Below are 17,920 nucleotides of genomic sequence, written 5' to 3' on the forward strand. Positions count from 1 at the left end.
TCATTATTTCACCAGACAGTAAATCAGCTAGCATTAGCTCTACTATATATTACGCCTGGCCGTGACAGTTCTTATACTTCTTGCCGCTGCCGCATGGGCATGGATCGTTACGGCCAACTGTAGATTCCACATGCACCGGACGCTTCTCAGCAGGCTCTGCGTTGGTGGAGATCTTGTCTTCCTCCACTACCGATTGCCGTTCCTGGTTCGTCTCGATGTGCGCCTTCATAATATAGGTCGCTACTTCTTCCTGAATGTTCGCTGTCATAGCGTTGAACATCTCGAAGCCCTCGAATTGATATTCGCGCAGCGGATCGGTACCGCCGTAAGCACGGAGGTGAATCCCCTGACGAAGCTGATCCATGGCGTCGATATGATCCATCCATTTGCTGTCTACGGAGCGAAGCACAATAACCTTCTCGAATTCACGTACCAGCTCAGAGCCAAGACGCTCTTCACGTGCAGAATACTTCTCAAGTACACGGGCGAAGATGAATTCGATCATTTCATCTACTTCTTTGCCCCACAGATCATCGCGGGTCAGCTCATTTTCTTCCAAAAGCTTGCTGTTCACATAATCTGCAACCTCTTGCAGCTCCCAGTTCTCCGGGATATCGTCACTGCAGTGTGCATTCACAATACGGTCGATAACCGGCTTGATCATTTCCACTACGATGTCTTTGATATTGTCCGACTCCAGAATTTCGCGGCGCTGCTTGTAGATAATCTCACGCTGCTGGTTCATGACGTCATCGTATTGCAATACGACTTTGCGGATGTCGAAGTTGTTGCCTTCTACCCGCTTCTGGGCAGATTCAACAGCCTTGGTGATCATACGGCTCTCAATCGGCTGATCTTCCTCGAATCCCAGACGGTCCATCATGTTCAGCACATTGTCCGCACCGAAGCGCTTCATCAGCTCATCCCCAAGAGACAGATAGAACTGTGTCGAACCCGGGTCGCCCTGGCGTCCGGCACGGCCGCGAAGCTGGTTATCAATCCGGCGTGATTCATGGCGTTCTGTACCAATAATATGCAGGCCGCCCACATCGGTTACCCCTTCGCCCAATACGATATCCGTACCGCGTCCAGCCATGTTGGTGGCAATCGTTACTGTTCCCGGCTGACCGGCATAAGAGATAATTTCGGCTTCAGCCGCATGATGCTTCGCATTCAGCACCTGGTGTCTTACACCTTTGCGCTTCAGCATTTCTGATACGCGTTCGGAGTTCTCAATCGATACCGTACCTACCAGCACCGGCTGATTCTTCTTGTGGCGTTCCACAATTTCAGCGACAACAGCGTTGAACTTGCCGTTCTCGCTTTTGTAGACCACATCCGGCATATCAATACGCTGATTCGGCTTATTCGTAGGAACCTGAAGAACCTCAAGACCATAGATCTTCTTGAATTCCTCTTCTTCCGTCTTCGCAGTACCCGTCATGCCGCCTAGCTTGCGGTACATCCGGAAGTAGTTCTGGAAGGTGATGGTAGCCAGCGTCATACTCTCATTCTGGACTTCAATCTCTTCCTTCGCTTCAATCGCCTGGTGCAGCCCGTCGCTGTAACGGCGTCCCTGCATCAGACGGCCGGTGAACTCATCGACGATCATAACCTCGTCTTCATTAACCACATAATCGACATCCCGGCGCATAATAGCGTTCGCCTTCAAGGCCTGTACAATATGATGGTTCAAGGTAACATGGCTATGGTCATACAGATTCTCTATCCCAAAAGCACGCTCAGCCGTAGCCACGCCCTTCTCAGTGAGCGCTACAGACTTCACCTTGATATCCACGGTGTAATCCTCTTCGGCAGTGAGCTTCTTCACGAAACGGTCTGCTGCATAATACAGCTCCGTCGATTTCTCAGCCTGGCCGGAGATGATCAGAGGGGTCCGCGCTTCATCAATAAGGATGGAATCGACTTCGTCAATAATACAGAAGTAGAGCGGGCGCTGTACCATCTGTTCCTTATAGAGCACCATGTTGTCGCGCAGATAGTCGAACCCGAATTCATTATTCGTGCCGTACGTAATATCGCAGGCATATGCCGCTTGTTTATCATTATGGTCCATGCCGTTCAGGTTCACCCCAACGCTCATGCCCAGAAAGTTATAGATTTGTCCCATTTGCGCACTGTCGCGCTGAGCCAGATAATCATTTACGGTGACGACATGCACGCCTTTACCCAGCAGCGCATTCAAATACACCGGCAGCGTTCCAACCAGTGTCTTGCCTTCCCCGGTCTTCATCTCGGAGATCCGGCCTTCATGCAGCGCCATACCCCCAACCAGCTGAACGTCAAAATGCCGCATGCCCAGCGTCCGTTTGGAAGCTTCGCGTACGGTAGCAAAGGCCTCGGGAAGAATCTCTTCCAGGGTCTCACCTTTCTCAATACGGGCGCGGAATTCCGCTGTCTTCGCCTGCAGCTCTTCATCCGTAAGCGATACGAAATCCGGCTCCAGCCCATTAATTACTTCGACCGTCTTCATGAGACGTTTGACATCCCGTTCATTAGTGTCGCCAAATATTTTCTTAACAAGTCCTAGCATGGTTAACCCCTTTCATGCAACACAGATGGTGGAACCGAGCCCATCCTCATAGATTGAAAGGGCCATATATGATTTCGATTCCGCTGCTTCATAAATTGTAACAGTTTGTAAGAGAAGCCGCAATACAAGCCGCCCTAACCTTATTCTGTATAATCCCCTTACAAGAGGACAGAAGATGGCATTTTAATGAAACTTCTATATATACGCACAAGAGCCCTATTCGCTTCAGGCGAATAGGGACTCGTCTAATTGTCCACGTTAGGCTGAACCGAAGCCCTTGCTTATTCCAACAATTCCCGGTCCAGAGGTTAGTTCTGCTCGATCAGACCGTACTTCCCGTCATCGCGTTTGTATACTACGCTAACTTCGGAAGTGTCAATGTTGGAGAACACGAAGAACGTATGTCCAATCATGTTCATTTGCAGAATCGCTTCTTCCACATCCATAGGCTTCAAGGTGAACCGTTTGTTCCGCACAACCTCAAGATCATCATAATCCTGTTCCTGCTCTTCAACAGCAACGGCGCTGCCCGAACCTTCAACGAACAAGGTCTTCAGGCTACCTTCCTGACGGAACTTGCGATTAAGCTTAGTCTTGTGCTTGCGGATCTGACGTTCCAGCTTGTCCACTACGGCATCGATGGATGCATACATATCATCGCTGCGGTCTTCCGCACGAAGCGTCACACCAGCTAGAGGAATTGTCACTTCCACCGTATGAAGGCCGCGAACGACGCCAAGCGTCACATATCCTTCAGAGGTAGGGGGTGCTTCGAAATACTTCTCAAGTCTGCTGAGCTTCTTATCAACATAGTCTCTCAAAGCGTCGGTCACTTCAATTTGTTGACCTCGAATGCTGAATTTCATAAGGCACTCCTCCTTTGTTTACTTTTCCATTATAGCAAATTGTCAGGGCTAAGTAAAAAACAAATCATGACAGACTTTACATTCACCTAACAATAGATGTAACAGACCTGCCGTAACAACAAACGGCCCGGCTCGAGCATAAAGCCGCCCTCGCCGGACCGAATACTGATTGCTGTATTATTTCACGCTGAAGCCAGGATTATGAATGATTGCATTCATCAAAATTACTTATTTTGTGTGAATACGCAGAAGCTCTACAGGTGACAATGTGCCGTTAGAGTCTGTGATAAAGAAGACTTTGTACGCTGTATTGGCAGTGAGTCCGTTTAGCGCAAAGGTGTGTTTAACGGTTGGAGCTACACTGGCTGTGCCCTTCCACGTTCCCGTTAAGATAACACCATCACTATTCTTTCCTTCAGAAATTTGTTGTGCTGTTGGATCAGCATCTGTTGCCTTAACCACCACATATTTCAGAGGGGTTACCGGTGTACCCGCCTGCCCGTAAGCAGCATATACATCGGCAGTCGCCGTTGTTAGATTGGTAATTCCAACCTGAGAAATCGACCATGTGCTGCCTGGTGCTGTTTTCACTTGAAGCGGCGTTACGCCGGACCAGTTACCAGAAGCGTCAGCCAGGGCAACGTAAACGGTATAATCCGTATTTGCAGTCAGACCATACACCGAGAAAGCAACGGATGTGCCGCCAGTAGCCGCAACTTGGCCGAAATGAACGCCTGCTGTTGTAGCATTAATCAGTCCGTCTTTCACTTGTGCTGCAGTTGGTGCGGTTACGTTCATGCTGTATGGAGCAACTACATAATACACGGCTCCTGTTACAGAAGGCGTAACATATACATCAGCGGTAACAGAACCTACATGGCCGTAAGTCACGTTGCTTACAGACGGCAAGGTAACGCTACCACCGCCGCCTCCGCCAGTGCCGCCACCACTACCGCCGCCAGGAGCTGGAGTAGCTGTTGGGCTGGTGCTTGGCACAGGTGTTGCAGAAGGAGCCGGTGTTGCTGTCGGTGCTGGTGTAGGCGTTACTCCGCCCGTACCCGGCTTATGCACCACCGAGTTGCTGATGATTCCGACCGCTTCGGCACGGGTAAGCGATTTCTTCGGACCGAAGGTTCCGTCAGGATAGCCGTTGATGATCTTCTTCTCAGCCGCTGAGGCTACGGCCACCTTGGCCCATGCCGCAATCTGGGCATTATCCTTGAACTTAAGCGGAGTAGAGCTTGTACTTAATTTAAGCAGCTTGGCAGCAATCACTGCTGCTTCTTGCCGGGTGAGCGGATTATTGGCCCGGAAGGTATTATTCTCATACCCGCCAATATAACCGGCCTTCACAGCTTTAGCCACTTCACTGTAGACCCAATTGGATTTCTTCACATCCGTGAAGTTAAGAGTAGCTGCTTCGGTGAACCCGAACAGACGATTAATCAGTGCCACATATTCACCACGGGTAATTGCCTTATTCGGCTTAACCGTTCCGTCAGGATAACCACCCAGGTATCCTTTATCCAGCCAGCTCTGCAGTTGCTTCTGCGCCCAGTGTCCTTGAATATCCTTAGGTGCAGGCGCTGCGGACACACTTCCCAGTGATCCAAGCAGCATTGAAATACCAAGTACTCCGGCCGTAAGGCCACGCCACAATTTCTTCATTCTTTTGTTCATCCTCCTGTGAGTTTGATGGGCATAGGCTTCACTGCATGACTTCTTACCAAAAGATCTTTCGGAAGCATACGCCTAAGCAATAATGAGAGTGCAGACTAGGCAACAAAAAAGCCCAACGGTTTCTATTACCCATAATTTGGAGGATGTTAACATTTTTCCGTAACTAATTTTTACAAAGTGTCCAATTTCGGACTCTTTTCATCTCGAAATGTAGGCCATTTACTCGAAATTGAGAATATTTATAAGAAAAATGTAAGAACAGCTTCATACTGCACATCCTTACAAAGAACACCTCTCGAACTCTTATCCCCAGCTTTATGCACAGTTTATCTACAACAGACAAAGTCACATCATTAGACAAAAGCAACTTCATTCACTACATAAAAAAGACCCAAGGGAGATCCCCCTGGGTCTAACGCTAGCGTTGTCTCAATTGCTAACCATCTACCATATATGTAGGTCGGCTTCGCCGGATGATTATAATTTGATGACGTTAGCTGCTTGTGGTCCGCGTGCGCCTTCAACGATATCGAACTCTACGGATTGGCCTTCATCCAAAGTCTTGAACCCGTCAGTTTGAATCGCGGAAAAGTGTACGAATACGTCACCACCATCGGAAGTTTCGATAAAACCATAACCTTTTTCTGCGTTAAACCATTTAACTTTACCTTCCATTGACTAAACATTCCCTTCGTCATCAGATGAACGTGAGTCTTGCTCACAATTCGACTATACCACCGCAGCTTCTCTATTGTCAATTGGAATAGTAAATGATTACTTTCAATAATTTACCAGGGTACAATCGGCATCAGAAATGGATAGAATTCGGTAATATAAGTTACAAAAAAAGGAGCAGACGTTTTAAAAATACCCGCCTGCTCCCCGACTGAAACAGGGGAAATCTATTATTTTTTTCGATCCATGAGAATGCTGTCAGGAGTATAGGCTGTCTCGTAAGCGTTGCGTTGGGCTTTGGCTTGATTGCGTTTTTGAAGCCCGTCTTTGGCTTCCAGCCGAAGGGCATTCATCCGGGCCACGATGGCCGGGTCATGCTCCAGGATTCGACGCAATATCTCTTTTTGCGCTGGGGTCATCTGACAATTCTCGACTTCTCCCCCAATGGCTTCGACAAGTTTCTGGCGTTGTTCTACGAAAGCTTCTAGTTCTTCGTAGGTAGCGTCTTCCAACTGATAGTTCATGGCTCGGGTCAGAACTTCAAGCTCCTGCAACAGATTATCCATGCTGGAGGTCTTGTCCAGCAGTCATTTTAGCAGCTTGTGCAAATGTTAGACGCAAGTCTATAAGATAACCAATGGCCTCCTCAGCCTCAGCCTTGGATTTCTTAATATTGGATTGGATAAAAAGATAGTTAATATATTCATACAGAGGTGCCAAGGTTTTGGCAACTTCATAGTTTCTGTCTAGAGTAGCAAGAAGCTCATTAACAATAGACTGAGCTTTTCCTAAAAAAGTACTAACTTTTTCAAAATCTTGCTCATCAATTCCTTCAATACCAGTCTTTGCGAAACGCACAGCTCCGTCAAACAACATTAGCAATAGTTGCGCTGGGCTAGAAGTTTGAACTGATGATTGGCGATACTTATCATAAGGAGATGTTATCATTGCATTCACCTTTCTCTTCTGTAGGCTTATGAGGACATATAGCTTGCCAAGCTCGATGATTGACTATTATAATTACTGATTGCGGTCTCCATTGCCGTAAAACGTTTATAGAGATTGTTTTCGTAATCATCTAGCCGATCTTGAAGAGTTGATATGCGCTTTTTGTAGTCGGCCAATTCTTTTCCCATTGTGCTATCTGTTTTAAACGTAACAGTAACATCAGAAGAAAATTTAGAAGTACCAGCTTTTATTGACATCTTCTCTATTTCATTTGTCATTAGGGTCGACAGCTTACTAATAAGCCCCGTTGAACTATCCGACCCACCTTGGAAAATTGTTGTGACTGCCTGAGGATTGTCAGTGAGTGCCTGTTTCAACTTATCCTCATCAATGTACAATTTACCGTTCTCGTAGTACTGTCCGGTCGTAATCCCATATTGACTTAGCTGTCCAAGTTTTTCAGATATAGCAGTTCGCATTGACGAAATTGTAGATTTAAGAATTTGATCATTTTTTAATAACCCGCTCTTAGCCTTTGTTTCCCATGCTTCTATCTGACTCTCGTTCATTGCTTCCTTCTGTTCATCGGTTAATGGAGTAAAGTCCTTGTACCTTTCTTCATTAACCTTTGTATTTAAGGAACTAAGCAAAGAATTATAATCTGAAACAAAACTTTTTATGGATTCCAGAGCCTTTGTTGGGTCATTGGATGTTGTTACTTTGGCCGCAGTCGTTGACTCAGACAGCAGAGTAAGATTCACACCATTGAGCTTGAAGCTGTTGCTTGCAAAGGTAAGTTCAGTTGAATCAACCTTGATTATAGCGGGCTGATAAGTTGAAATAGCACCCGATATTCCACCGAACAGTTTCTGAAAAGTATCATTGGAACTAAGTGTTAGGGTTCCAGAAGAGCTATAATTCTTGGACTCTATAGATAGTTTACCAGTAATTTCGTCAAATTTCGCTGTTGCATTCACAGCAGTGGTGCTGTTGATCTTGCTTATTGCTTCAGAGATACTTAAACTGCTGGAGAGGCTAATTGATATATTATTAACAGTTATATTATAAGCACTTGAGGAAGTAGTGCTTGTATTTAGCTTCTGCAAGTCAGCCAAAGTAGAGCTGGAAGTAAGGCGTGTTCCGTCACTTTTAGTCATGGTTGCTCCAGCCGTAGTTGCTGTTGCTGGCTTAGCAATCTGAGTGACTACAATGTTCATTGAGCCAATATTAGCCTCCGCTGTAGCTTCAGCCTTAAGTGAAGCTGTTTCTCCTGATACCGTGGCAATTTGGGTATTCATAGCTGCAGATCTTTGGTAAGTAGTAAGTTTGCTAGTCTTAAAATCCACGAGCTTACTATTAACATCCCTAAAGTTATCTCTCTGCCACTCCATAACTTGCTTCTTTTGCGTGAGTTTATCAAGTGGTATTCTTTTGGCAGTCATCATCTGTTTAACAATGGTATCAACATCTATACCCGATGCCATGCCGCTTACACGAAGAGTCGCCATAATTCAATCCTCCTTTTTTATACTTTCTGATCAATAATAATACCTGCAATCTCCATCATATTAGCCACAATATCCAAGGTTTTCTCTGGAGGGATCTCTCTAATTAACTCGCCAGTGTCTTTGTTAAGAACTTTGACCATAATAGCCTTAGTCTCCTTATGCACGCTGACTTGTAGCGTGGTTTCGGGCCCTTCAAGAGCTTTTAACACTCTCTCAAGGGCCCTTACGGTCTGCTCTTCTCCGGTAGAAACGCTCACGCCCTGATTCTCCAGCCTCTTAAGTTGATTGCTATTATATACACCCTCTAGTCTTACGACGTCTGCTTCATATGACTTAGGGCTAGCTTTGACTCTTCCATAATCTGAACTCGAGTTAGTATAGCCTGCAGTATTTGATAAGCGGACATCCATAGTTGGTAGCCTCCGTAGCAAAGTTTATACTATATTTATCGGTTAATATTGCAAGAATTGAAGATGCAAAACCAAATAATAACGTTCTAAGCAATTAAATGTTTCAATCCAGCTAAACATCTCACTTCTGCTCACAATGAAACAGCCGCCAAGGATACCTTGGCGGCTGAAAACCTATTACTAAAAATTAATTAATCTTAACGAAGCAATTGCAGAACGCCTTGCGGCTGTTGATTTGCTTGAGCCAACATTGCTTGAGCAGCTTGAGCCAAGATGGAGTTCTTGGTCTGATCACTCATTTCCTTAGCCATGTCAACGTCACGAATACGGGATTCGGAAGCAGTCAGGTTCTCGGACGAAGTGTTCAAGTTGTTAATGGTGTGATCCAAACGGTTTTGGTAAGCACCCAGTTTGGAACGTTCAGCCGAGACTTTTTCAATTGCATTTTGAATAGTAGTCACCGAAGTGTTAGCAGTAGCTTGGGAAGTAACACTGATACTTCCTACTCCAAGCGCATCCGCTCTCATATCATTGATACCAATGCTCATATTTTGATCTTGGTTAGCACCAATTTGCATTTTCAAAGCATTATTTGTTCCTACTGTGAGATCAACCGCAGCCTTAGCTGTAAGAGTAAATTCTAGACCTTTAAAATTACCAGAGGTAACAGTGATTTTGTTACCTGATGCTGTGAAAGATCCGCCAAGTTCAGCATTTGTAGCAACTGCATCTGCTCCAGCTGCTGTTGTTGCAGTGGTTGCTGCAAACATACCAGTTCCTGCATTTGTGGTAATGGATGCTGCTGAACCTTCCTGTGTACTAGTGAAAGTGAAGCCTGTACCCGCGGCCCATTTCGCATTAACACCAGTTGTAGCAGAAGCATTATTAAATGCGTCCAGTGCATTTTGCACAGTATCAGTTGCTGCAAAGGAGAAAGAAGTACCATTAACAGTCAATGCACTTGCTGCTCCTAATGCTGTTCCAGCATTAGCAAGACCAGTGGAAGTAGCATCGACTTTACTAGCCGCTAAAGCCAATGTAAGATTAGCAGCAGTAAGGTTAATTGTTCCAGCTGATGTATCTGCTGTACCAGTCAAATTAGCAGCAGTTCCATTACTTGCAACTACAGCAACACCAGCACTACCGTTCAACAACTTCTTAGTATTAAACTCAGTTGAGTTACCGATACGGTCAATTTCACTTGTCAACTGATTTACTTCTTTTTGGATTTCAGAACGATCACTTGTAGTGTTAGTGTCATTGGCAGATTGTACTGCCAGTTCACGCATACGCTGCAGAATGCTGTGAGTCTCGCTCAAAGCACCTTCAGCTGTTTGAATCAAAGAGATACCATCTTGAGCATTACGGGAAGCTTGATCCAAACCGCGAATTTGACCGCGCATTTTTTCGGAGATCGCCAGACCTGCAGCATCGTCACCAGCGCGGTTGATGCGGAGACCGGAAGACAGCTTCTCGATGTTCTTGCTCTGATTGGAAGTGTTAGTAGACAATTGGCGTTGCGTGTTAAGTGAAGCAATGTTGTGATTGATAATCATTTTGTATTTCCTCCCTGAAATTAAGTTAATCCACATCCATGTGGTAGCACTGATTGTTAAGGTCGGCCGCCCTGCCAATCAGTGCCTAATATATATATCGTCCGCACGCAGACATTGTTTATAGCTTTTTTGCAATAATCATAAATTTATTTTGATTTTAATCGGTTGATCAAATTATTCAGGCTACTTGTTGCAGGTGCTGCTGATTCTTGGTTGCTTTCTTTAATCGACAAATAAACCTCCTGCCGAAAAATATCGACATGTCTCGGTGCAGATATCCCAACCTTAACAGTATCTCCTTCTACACTGAGAATAGTTATTTCAATGTTGTCCTGTATAACAATTGATTCACCCTTTTTACGTCCAAGTACTAGCATGATGGATCCTCCTTCACCGGACCATGTGTCCATAGTAGTTGTCGGGTCGAATATGCTGTTTGGTGCAATACAACCTGTTTGCCAGCCTTGTTGTCTGGATTAAACACAATCGGAGCAAGGAGATTCAATGTGGATTCTTCCAGCGTTTCTCTGAGCGTTACAATCGCTCGGACCACTACAGATTGTTGAATCTCCAATTCCTCTGCTTCTGCTTCAGGTAATTCAAATTCATAGTGAGGGAAAAAAATAAACGGATCTGTTAACAAAAAAGCAAGTTCCTCCGTTTTAAGCGACTGTAAGTAGGAAAACTGCCCTTCTTCTAGATCAATTATCGCAAACTCTGTCTCCTGTTCAAAACCTGGAAGCCCTTTGGGGAAGTGATATATCTGTTCATCCTTAATGTCTAGCACTCCTAAAGCCGATGTTTCTATGTTCATTGTTGTCAGCGCTCCTCTTCCTTATTCTTCTTAGCAAAAAAGCTATAGATGGTTGAGACAATCCATCTATAGCTTATAATCTAAAACTTGTCATCAATTATCTTTGGGGTAAAGGTTAACGCAGGCAGTTGTCGCATATAAATCTCTACAACACTTGGATTATACTGTATTTGCGGTGCATTTTGTTGAACATTAATCTTGACTTCAGCTTTATGATACTCAATTTGCACCGGATTAGCCTTAATATCAATATCCACATTATCATAAGCAGCTGGGCCACGAATTTCCGGATATGATACTGGCTGCCAATCCTCCCCATATACCTCAGCAATAGAATTCCCCGGCTTATGGAAATTTGCCATCCGCTCGCCTTGCTCCATCCTTTTAGCAATACCTTGAAGCCAAAGTTGCTCTACACCTGAATAAATACGCTGACTCATTTCACGATATGTTCCGCCCATGTAAGCCGCACGCGCCTTAGACTGATCAATGATGACATCAGGTCCTGGAGAGCGTATATCCCATTGTCCCGGTGTTGTTGTTATCTGCATGTCGGCATTCGGCTGACTCATAGTAAGACTTCCGGGTTTTGTATTCATTCCAATCAGTGGTGGCGTGTGAGAAATCTGCACGGCTACCTGCATGGAGAAAGCACCTCCTGCTTATCTAATGAAATCTACCAGGGTCGATTGAATAATTTTCGCTCCAACCGACAAGGAGGCATTATAAATATTTTCTTGAACCTTGGATTCCGTCAACAACGCTGCATAATCTCCATCTTCTGTTTTGGATTGCAGATCTGTCAAATTGACTTCTAAGTCTCCTAAACGATTACTCATAAGTTCAATCCGGTTTGATTTGGCACCAATATCCGCTTGTACAGCCAATATTTTATCACTTCGGCTATCTAAATTGCCTAATTGTGAGGATACTTCCGCTGTATTACCACTGGCTAGTGCAGTAGATATTTTATCAATGGTTGCGAAGATATTATCGCTCTCATTTCCTCCAAACACTTCGTTTCCCGTTATATTTATTGGAAGTTGTACGCTCTCTCCAACCGTATAATTCAAGAGTCCGTTGTCAGTTATAACCGCGGACGCACTTGAAGTGTCCAGGGTTCCGTCAGCACCAGTGGAGAACTTATAAGGCTGCTCCGTATATTGTTGACCATTAAAGATATACTTCCCCTTGAACTGGCTGTTGGCAATATCAATTAATTGTTCCTTAAGCTGCTTCACTTCTGCATTAATACTATCTAGGGCTTCTTGAGGATTCGTTCCATTCGCTCCCTTAACTGCCAGCTCTCTAAGCCGCTGTACAACATTGCCCGTCTGTGAAAGAACCGTATCGTTAAACTCCAGCCACGAAGTAGCATCATCCACATTCTCTTGATATTGTTCATTTGCTGATAGCTCAGCACGATAACGAAGTGAGTAAGTAATCCCTACCGGATCATCGGAAGGCTTGTTAATTTTTCGCCCGGTTGCTAGCTGTAGTTGTGTATCGTTCATCGTACGGGCATTGCGGTTCAGGTTAAGCAGAAGCTGTGAATTCATCATATTAGAGGTTACACGTAACATCGCTTAAATCCCCCTTTCTTATCGGCCTACGGTCCCTGTAGAGTTGATCAATTTATCGAGCATTTCATCATAAGTCGTCATAAACCTCGCAGCAGCGCTATAAGCATGTTGGAATACTAGCATATTCGACATTTCTTCATCCAGCGAGACACCGCTGACCGATTGACGGCGAGCATTTACCTGTTCTACCAGGTAATTAGAATTTTCTGTCTGGCGGGTAGCCTCTTGGGATTGAATCCCGAGTTGCCCCACCATCGATTTATAGAAGGAACCTGCTGTCGCCTTAATTCCAGTAGTAGGTGATGTAAAAGAACCCGATTGTTGATTGGCTAACAAAAGCGCCAGAGTGTTATTCCCTTTGACAACTGATTCAGAAGTACCTGTTCCCACAGTTCGGAGCGAGGTAGCTATTAAATTGGTGTCCGAGGCAATTTCCGTATTAAATGTGATATTTCCAGCCGTGATAGCACTTCCGTCACCTATAATCGTAAATAAAGGCTTACCGGGATTGAGTGTGCCATCCATGGTATAACCCAGTTGATGAAGACCATTCAGCCCTTTCACCGTTGTCTTCACATCAGCGCTTAAAGTAACACCTTTAGGGAAAGGTGTACCGGCTGTGATTGTGGTCGTGGTCCCACCTGCTTGGGGAATTATTACATCAGTAGTTAGTACCGTACCTTCTGGAAGGATAGATCCCTTGGGGAGAGTAATCTCCATATCACCGTTAGCAATCGTATTCGCAATGTTATCAAGCTGCTGCTTATAATCCGCAACATACTTCTGACTGGAAGAGATCATACCGTGTACTTCTCCAGTTTTTAGATCCCCTGAAGCAAATGCAGTGTTAAGGAATGCACTGTCTACTGTCGCAGATACAGCGGCTCCTTGTACAAGCTGTTGGCTGCCAAGCGAAATGTTATAGCCGTATTCGGTATCTACTACACTGACATTAGCAATCTTGGAGAGCTTATCCGTCAGCAGGTCACGTTGATCCCGCAGGTCATTTGCTTTGTCTCCCATGCTCTCAATCTTGAAAATAGATGAGTTCAAATCCGCAATGGAAGCTAAATACCCCTGTATCTCAGTACCTTTGACTGCTACATTGGAGGCCAAATCCGTATCAAGGTTGCTAAGCTGTCTGCTCATATAATTAAGTGCATCGGTCATGGCCTGAGCAGTCTGGACTACGATCTTACGGGAAGTGCTGTCCTCCGGATTCTTACTGAGGTCCGACCAAGATTTCCAAAAGTTATCGAGCACTGTACTTATGCCTGTATCTGATGGTTCTTTAAAGATCGATTCCAGCTTATCCAATGTATCCGATTGGATGGTCCAGCTCCCCAAAGCTGAATTCTCGCCCCGGTATTGGGTATCCAGGAAAGTCTCACGAATCCGGTCAATAGAGCCAAACTCTACCCCTGTACCCAATTGTCCAGGAACTGTAGAGTTGTTAAGACCATAAGCTTCAATCGGAATAGATGCTCTCATATTCACACGCTGGCGGGTGTAGCCCTCCGTGTTGGCGTTGGCAATGTTGTGGCCGGTGGTATTGAGCGCCGCTGTCTGGGTAAACAGGCTTCGTCTTGCGGTCTCGATGGAGTGGAATGTGGATGTCATGCTACTTGTTCCTCCCTTGTGATTGCTGCGGTGAGCGCAGCTCAGCGGATAACCTGATTATCCACGGGCATCAAAAATACCCGGCCGAGTCACACTGCTGCCCTTGTCGGACGGATGATGGTATGTCATTTCCTGATTTGGTCTTCCGACCAGCAAATCCAGGGAATAATCTATAAAGGTAAGCGACTGCTCAATCAGCTTCTGGTTCAGCTCATTGGCCTTTTTTAATTGCTGCAATGTGCCGGAAAGCTTCTGCTGAATATGCAGCAGGCGCGATTTGTCATCGGGATCAAATACAAGGCGGGACAGCTCGGTTAGATTCAGATTCAGATTGGAACGGATTCCAACCCCCTGCAAAAACTCGAATGCCGCTTCTGCACGCCGTTCTTCCAGCTGTCCGATCACCTTCATCAGCTTGGACTCGCGGTTCAGGATATCAATGAGACCCTCTACCTTGTTGTCCATAATGGTCTGTTTCTTCACTGCGGCCAGATCCAGCATCTGCACATGCGCATCGTCCAGCCGCTCAAGCAATTCTAATAATGTTGTAAGTGCCATGGGTGTGTTCACCTAATTCTCGGAGGATTGCTTAAAGTAGGGGGCGAGTGTCTCAGCGAGCTTGGCTGCGTCAACCTGGTAGGTACCTGCGGATACTTGCTGTTTCAGGCTCTCGATCTTATTCGCACGTTCCGTGTCAATCTTGCCGCTCTTCTGTGCCTGGAGCAGCTTAATGGCCTCATCCGAAATCGATACCTCATCCTTGCGTGTACTCTTCTTCATCTGTTCCTGCCTTTGCGATTCCGCACTTCGTTGGTATGGATTAATCGCATTGATTCGTCCGGCATCGTTAATTTTCATAACTTCACCTTCCTTCTGTAATAAAAAAGCCGATAATCTTTACTAAGTTTATCGGCCCCTGTTGAAACATTCTTTATAGCTGCAAGCGTTTTTTTTGCAGAATTGTTTAGTTGCGGAACTTGTCCACCGCGCGGTAAGCACCATCTGGAGCCTTCTTGGAAGCGCTCGAGTCTGCACTTTCCTTGGCTGCATTGGCAAGGTCCTTGGTCAGACGGCTGCGGCAGCTGTCGCACATATGCCCGTCCCGGATCAGGGTTCCGCATACCTCGCAAGGGTACATCATATTGGGTGCATTGGCTATGGAAATCCGGCCCTCCCGGATAAAACGCGTGATTTCCTTGATGGAAATATCGGTGGCATCGGACAGTTCCTGTATGTTGGTGCCTCTATTTTTGCGTAAGTATTCTACACAGATTTCGTACTCATGCTCTAACTCTTTGATGCAGGGCTGGCACAGGTTCATCAGGTTCTTGACATATAACCGGCCGCATCTCGGACAATTGTCTACATTCATATCTACCGCGGCTCCCTTCTATCATTCTGCACAACTCATGAATCGCTTATGCTACTAAGATTACATGATCGCCGAAGATCCGTCTATGTTTAGTATCGGTCAGGGAAGCGGTTTTATTGAATTCCGGAACGGCGGCAGCTACTAGGAACGCGCCCAGGTCAGAGAGTAGATTTCAGCAAGGCAATTCTGGCTGCGGCAGAGCTGCTGAAGCGCTTCGGCGCAGGCACGAATCGTACTTCCGGTAGTGTAGATATCATCGACAATGATGATTTGCAGGGGACGCTGCTCAAGCTGATGCGTCGCACGGGAATGTAGGTGTTCCTTCAGACTTTGCAGAACCGCCGAATCTATATTTCCGGCAAAAGCATGCTTCATATCGGCCAGCCGCTCCCTTCTGCTTTTGAAGCTCTGCTTGGCAGTGTGATGGGTGCGGACCAGCAGCGGAAGCTGAGGGATTCCCCTGCGCAGGGATACTACTTCCGCCAGCCGCTCCGCCTGATTGAAGCCCCTCTCGGACAGACGGACATCGCTCACAGGCACAGGGACCAGCAAATCGGCTTGCCATAGGTTAGAACGCATACGAAGCTTTGAATGCCGTATCGGGAATGGTTTACTAAAAAAGTTGCTTTGTAGCGCTTCATTCAGTTGTTGTCCACTCTGTTCTTGTTGCAGCAGCGGGTATGCCCTGTCCAGCATCAGACCGAGCAGGGGCGCGAGCCGCTCATTCCCCCTGTATTTATACTGGCCTAATATTTCACGCATTTCACTGGTGTAGGCTACTGCACTCCGGTTGCACACAATTGGTATGAGTGCATGGCTCCGGCTGCAATCGGGACAGCCTACGTGACGCCCGCAGGTCTGGCACCGGGGAGCACGTATCCATGGAATGCTGCTCTGGCAGTGCAGGCAGATCTCAGGCCATTCAGGGGAAGGGCGGCCTCTGCGGCCGCAAAACAGACATTCCGGCTGTGAAGGCGCGATTAGGGAGCGGGCTTGCTTCATCCATGAGGTTAGGGAGCGCATGGTAATCCTCCTTGTAAAATATGGTGTGTGGAGATCAAAAGTTCAGCATATATAGCATTCGAAATGAGGGGAGCCGGGCATTCACAGCTATTTCCAAGGAATCCTCACAAAATCATTAAGACTTGAGATATCCCTGTCTGCGGGCGATAGCATTCATACTGCGGATCTGTGATATGGCGGCGCGCTGTGAGCGGCTCCACTCTGCTGAAGCAAAGATGACGTTGCCTGCCGGATCATCCTTAGAGCGGCCCGCCCGGCCCGCCATCTGCACCAAGGCTGCCTCATCGAATAGTCCGCTGTCCGCATCCAGAATAAATACATCACTATGCGGTACCGTGACCCCACGCTCCAGTATAGTGGTCGTTACCAGCAGGGAAATGGTGCCATCCCGGAACTTCAGTACCTTCTCTGCTCTCCCCGGGTCTTGAGAGGAGGTGCCCTCTATAGAAATTTCGGGAAACATCCGCCGCAGCAGCTGTAGCAGCCCCTCGATATGGGCAATTCGTGAGACAAAGAGGAAGATCTGCGCCTTACGGTCAAGGGACCGCTGCAGCACTGAACGCAGTCCTGCCGGAATTCTGCCCTGCTTCAGGCAGCGATGTAGCGGCGGTATCCGGATATGGCGCGGAACCGGCAAGGGGTGGCCGTGAAAACGGACCGGGACCCTCGCATGCGGCAATCTGCCGGAGCGGGCAAGACGCTGAAGCTCCGCAGGCGGCGTGGCGGAGAGTAGGATGAATCGTCCGCCGGGCTTGCAGACCTGCCTTGCAGCATAGTCCAGCATAGGGTCGTTGTGATAGGGAAACGCATCGATCTCATCGATGATGACCAGATCGAAGGCCTGGTGAAACCGCAGCAGCTGGTGCGTTGTCGCCAGCGTGATCCGGCTGCGGCGCAAGCGGTCCTCGCTGCCTCCGTACAGCACGGCAGGGACATCCGCCGGGAAGGCCTTGGCCAGGCGCGGCGCAAGCTCCAGCACGACGTCGCGCCGCGGCGTGGCGATCAGCGCCCGGCCCCCGGCCGCGAGCGCCGCCTCCAGGAGCGGGAAGACCATCTCCGTCTTCCCCGCGCCCGTCACTGCCCAGAGCAGGAACCGCTCTGGGCCTCTTGCGGCGGAGCGCCTGCGCGGCTCCGCCAGGAACCCCAGCGCAGCGGCGGCGGCCGCCGCCTGCGCTGCGCTAAGCCCCCACCGGCGTGCCGCTACGGTGGGGGACACGCCGGCCGTGCAACGCACGGCCGGCAGCGGTGCGGTGCGCAGCAGCAGCGCGCAAGCCCGGCTGCGCCCCAGTGCGAGGCAGGCCTCGCAATAGG

At 47.3% G+C, this 17,920-nt stretch carries 19 protein-coding genes; all 19 read right to left on the minus strand.

The genetic code is table 11. The features are described 5' to 3' along the window. Window positions 1-49: 49 nt before the first annotated feature. Window positions 50-2,554: a preprotein translocase subunit SecA gene (secA, locus tag C173_RS00440; protein WP_036721232.1), complete on the minus strand. Its 2,505-nt coding sequence runs from the start codon at window positions 2,552-2,554 to the stop codon at window positions 50-52. Between the two features lie 308 nt (window positions 2,555-2,862). Next, window positions 2,863-3,420, minus strand: a complete 558-nt coding sequence (gene hpf, locus C173_RS00445) for a ribosome hibernation-promoting factor, HPF/YfiA family (protein WP_036721235.1) — start codon at window positions 3,418-3,420, stop codon at window positions 2,863-2,865. A gap of 228 nt (window positions 3,421-3,648) precedes the next feature. Next, window positions 3,649-5,088 carry an S-layer homology domain-containing protein gene (locus tag C173_RS35285; RefSeq protein ID WP_051477719.1) on the minus strand — a complete coding sequence of 480 codons (1,440 nt, stop codon included), beginning with the start codon at window positions 5,086-5,088 and terminating at the stop codon, window positions 3,649-3,651. Between the two features lie 489 nt (window positions 5,089-5,577). Beyond that, on the minus strand, window positions 5,578-5,775 hold the full coding sequence (locus C173_RS00455) for a cold shock domain-containing protein (protein ID WP_036721237.1): 198 nt from the start codon (window positions 5,773-5,775) through the stop codon (window positions 5,578-5,580). A 230-nt stretch (window positions 5,776-6,005) separates the two neighbouring features. After that, window positions 6,006-6,341 carry a flagellar protein FliT gene (locus C173_RS00460; protein ID WP_036721240.1) on the minus strand — a complete coding sequence of 112 codons (336 nt, stop codon included), beginning with the start codon at window positions 6,339-6,341 and terminating at the stop codon, window positions 6,006-6,008. Beyond that, complete coding sequence (gene fliS, locus C173_RS00465; RefSeq protein ID WP_036721243.1) at window positions 6,334-6,723, minus strand: flagellar export chaperone FliS; 390 nt, start codon at window positions 6,721-6,723, stop codon at window positions 6,334-6,336. Before fliS ends, C173_RS00460 begins: the two co-directional genes overlap by 8 nt. Window positions 6,724-6,749: 26 nt before the next feature. Continuing rightward, the gene (gene fliD, locus C173_RS00470) at window positions 6,750-8,231 is read right to left on the minus strand and encodes a flagellar filament capping protein FliD (RefSeq protein ID WP_036721246.1); all 1,482 of its coding nucleotides are present in this window, start codon (window positions 8,229-8,231) and stop codon (window positions 6,750-6,752) included. 17 nt (window positions 8,232-8,248) lie between these two features. Further along, window positions 8,249-8,641, minus strand: coding sequence for a flagellar protein FlaG (locus tag C173_RS00475; protein WP_036721249.1), 393 nt, complete (start codon window positions 8,639-8,641; stop codon window positions 8,249-8,251). 197 nt (window positions 8,642-8,838) lie between these two features. Further along, entirely contained in the window at window positions 8,839-10,197 is a 1,359-nt protein-coding gene (locus C173_RS00480; protein ID WP_036721252.1) for a flagellin N-terminal helical domain-containing protein, read from the minus strand. A 146-nt stretch (window positions 10,198-10,343) separates the two neighbouring features. Next, window positions 10,344-10,574 carry a carbon storage regulator CsrA gene (csrA, locus tag C173_RS00485; protein ID WP_036721254.1) on the minus strand — a complete coding sequence of 77 codons (231 nt, stop codon included), beginning with the start codon at window positions 10,572-10,574 and terminating at the stop codon, window positions 10,344-10,346. Beyond that, a complete protein-coding gene (gene fliW / locus C173_RS00490; RefSeq protein WP_036721256.1) occupies window positions 10,568-11,011 on the minus strand; it encodes a flagellar assembly protein FliW in 444 nt (147 codons plus the stop codon). The genes csrA and fliW overlap by 7 nt, the downstream gene beginning before the upstream one ends. Before the next feature lie 80 nt (window positions 11,012-11,091). Then, entirely contained in the window at window positions 11,092-11,655 is a 564-nt protein-coding gene (locus tag C173_RS00495; protein ID WP_036721258.1) for a DUF6470 family protein, read from the minus strand. 18 nt (window positions 11,656-11,673) lie between these two features. Next, complete coding sequence (flgL, locus tag C173_RS00500; RefSeq protein ID WP_036721260.1) at window positions 11,674-12,594, minus strand: flagellar hook-associated protein FlgL; 921 nt, start codon at window positions 12,592-12,594, stop codon at window positions 11,674-11,676. A gap of 18 nt (window positions 12,595-12,612) precedes the next feature. Further along, window positions 12,613-14,214, minus strand: coding sequence for a flagellar hook-associated protein FlgK (flgK, locus tag C173_RS00505; RefSeq protein WP_036721262.1), 1,602 nt, complete (start codon window positions 14,212-14,214; stop codon window positions 12,613-12,615). 57 nt (window positions 14,215-14,271) lie between these two features. After that, window positions 14,272-14,772, minus strand: coding sequence for a flagellar protein FlgN (locus C173_RS00510; RefSeq protein ID WP_036721264.1), 501 nt, complete (start codon window positions 14,770-14,772; stop codon window positions 14,272-14,274). 12 nt (window positions 14,773-14,784) lie between these two features. Further along, window positions 14,785-15,072 carry a flagellar biosynthesis anti-sigma factor FlgM gene (flgM, locus tag C173_RS00515; protein WP_036694667.1) on the minus strand — a complete coding sequence of 96 codons (288 nt, stop codon included), beginning with the start codon at window positions 15,070-15,072 and terminating at the stop codon, window positions 14,785-14,787. Window positions 15,073-15,178: 106 nt separating this feature from the next. Beyond that, complete coding sequence (locus C173_RS00520; RefSeq protein ID WP_036694666.1) at window positions 15,179-15,586, minus strand: TIGR03826 family flagellar region protein; 408 nt, start codon at window positions 15,584-15,586, stop codon at window positions 15,179-15,181. Window positions 15,587-15,727: 141 nt separating this feature from the next. Then, entirely contained in the window at window positions 15,728-16,348 is a 621-nt protein-coding gene (locus C173_RS00525) for a ComF family protein (RefSeq protein WP_036721266.1), read from the minus strand. A 376-nt stretch (window positions 16,349-16,724) separates the two neighbouring features. Further along, on the minus strand, window positions 16,725-17,920 hold a 1,196-nt coding region (locus tag C173_RS00530; RefSeq protein WP_036721269.1), incomplete at its 5' end, for a helicase-related protein.

This window comes from Paenibacillus sp. FSL R7-277, assembly GCF_000517965.1.
Taxonomy (GTDB): Bacteria; Bacillota; Bacilli; order Paenibacillales; family Paenibacillaceae; genus Paenibacillus_AQ; species Paenibacillus_AQ silagei.

Coding starts and splice junctions, on each gene's coding strand:
- secA (WP_036721232.1), bottom strand. CDS start 2,554: ATGCTAGGACTTGTTAAGAAAATATTTGGCGACACTAATGAACGGGAT.
- hpf (WP_036721235.1), bottom strand. CDS start 3,420: ATGAAATTCAGCATTCGAGGTCAACAAATTGAAGTGACCGACGCTTTG.
- C173_RS35285 (WP_051477719.1), bottom strand. CDS start 5,088: ATGAAGAAATTGTGGCGTGGCCTTACGGCCGGAGTACTTGGTATTTCA.
- C173_RS00455 (WP_036721237.1), bottom strand. CDS start 5,775: ATGGAAGGTAAAGTTAAATGGTTTAACGCAGAAAAAGGTTATGGTTTT.
- C173_RS00460 (WP_036721240.1), bottom strand. CDS start 6,341: ATGGATAATCTGTTGCAGGAGCTTGAAGTTCTGACCCGAGCCATGAAC.
- fliS (WP_036721243.1), bottom strand. CDS start 6,723: ATGATAACATCTCCTTATGATAAGTATCGCCAATCATCAGTTCAAACT.
- fliD (WP_036721246.1), bottom strand. CDS start 8,231: ATGGCGACTCTTCGTGTAAGCGGCATGGCATCGGGTATAGATGTTGAT.
- C173_RS00475 (WP_036721249.1), bottom strand. CDS start 8,641: ATGGATGTCCGCTTATCAAATACTGCAGGCTATACTAACTCGAGTTCA.
- C173_RS00480 (WP_036721252.1), bottom strand. CDS start 10,197: ATGATTATCAATCACAACATTGCTTCACTTAACACGCAACGCCAATTG.
- csrA (WP_036721254.1), bottom strand. CDS start 10,574: ATGCTAGTACTTGGACGTAAAAAGGGTGAATCAATTGTTATACAGGAC.
- fliW (WP_036721256.1), bottom strand. CDS start 11,011: ATGAACATAGAAACATCGGCTTTAGGAGTGCTAGACATTAAGGATGAA.
- C173_RS00495 (WP_036721258.1), bottom strand. CDS start 11,655: ATGCAGGTAGCCGTGCAGATTTCTCACACGCCACCACTGATTGGAATG.
- flgL (WP_036721260.1), bottom strand. CDS start 12,594: ATGTTACGTGTAACCTCTAATATGATGAATTCACAGCTTCTGCTTAAC.
- flgK (WP_036721262.1), bottom strand. CDS start 14,214: ATGACATCCACATTCCACTCCATCGAGACCGCAAGACGAAGCCTGTTT.
- C173_RS00510 (WP_036721264.1), bottom strand. CDS start 14,772: ATGGCACTTACAACATTATTAGAATTGCTTGAGCGGCTGGACGATGCG.
- flgM (WP_036694667.1), bottom strand. CDS start 15,072: ATGAAAATTAACGATGCCGGACGAATCAATGCGATTAATCCATACCAA.
- C173_RS00520 (WP_036694666.1), bottom strand. CDS start 15,586: ATGAATGTAGACAATTGTCCGAGATGCGGCCGGTTATATGTCAAGAAC.
- C173_RS00525 (WP_036721266.1), bottom strand. CDS start 16,348: ATGCGTGAAATATTAGGCCAGTATAAATACAGGGGGAATGAGCGGCTC.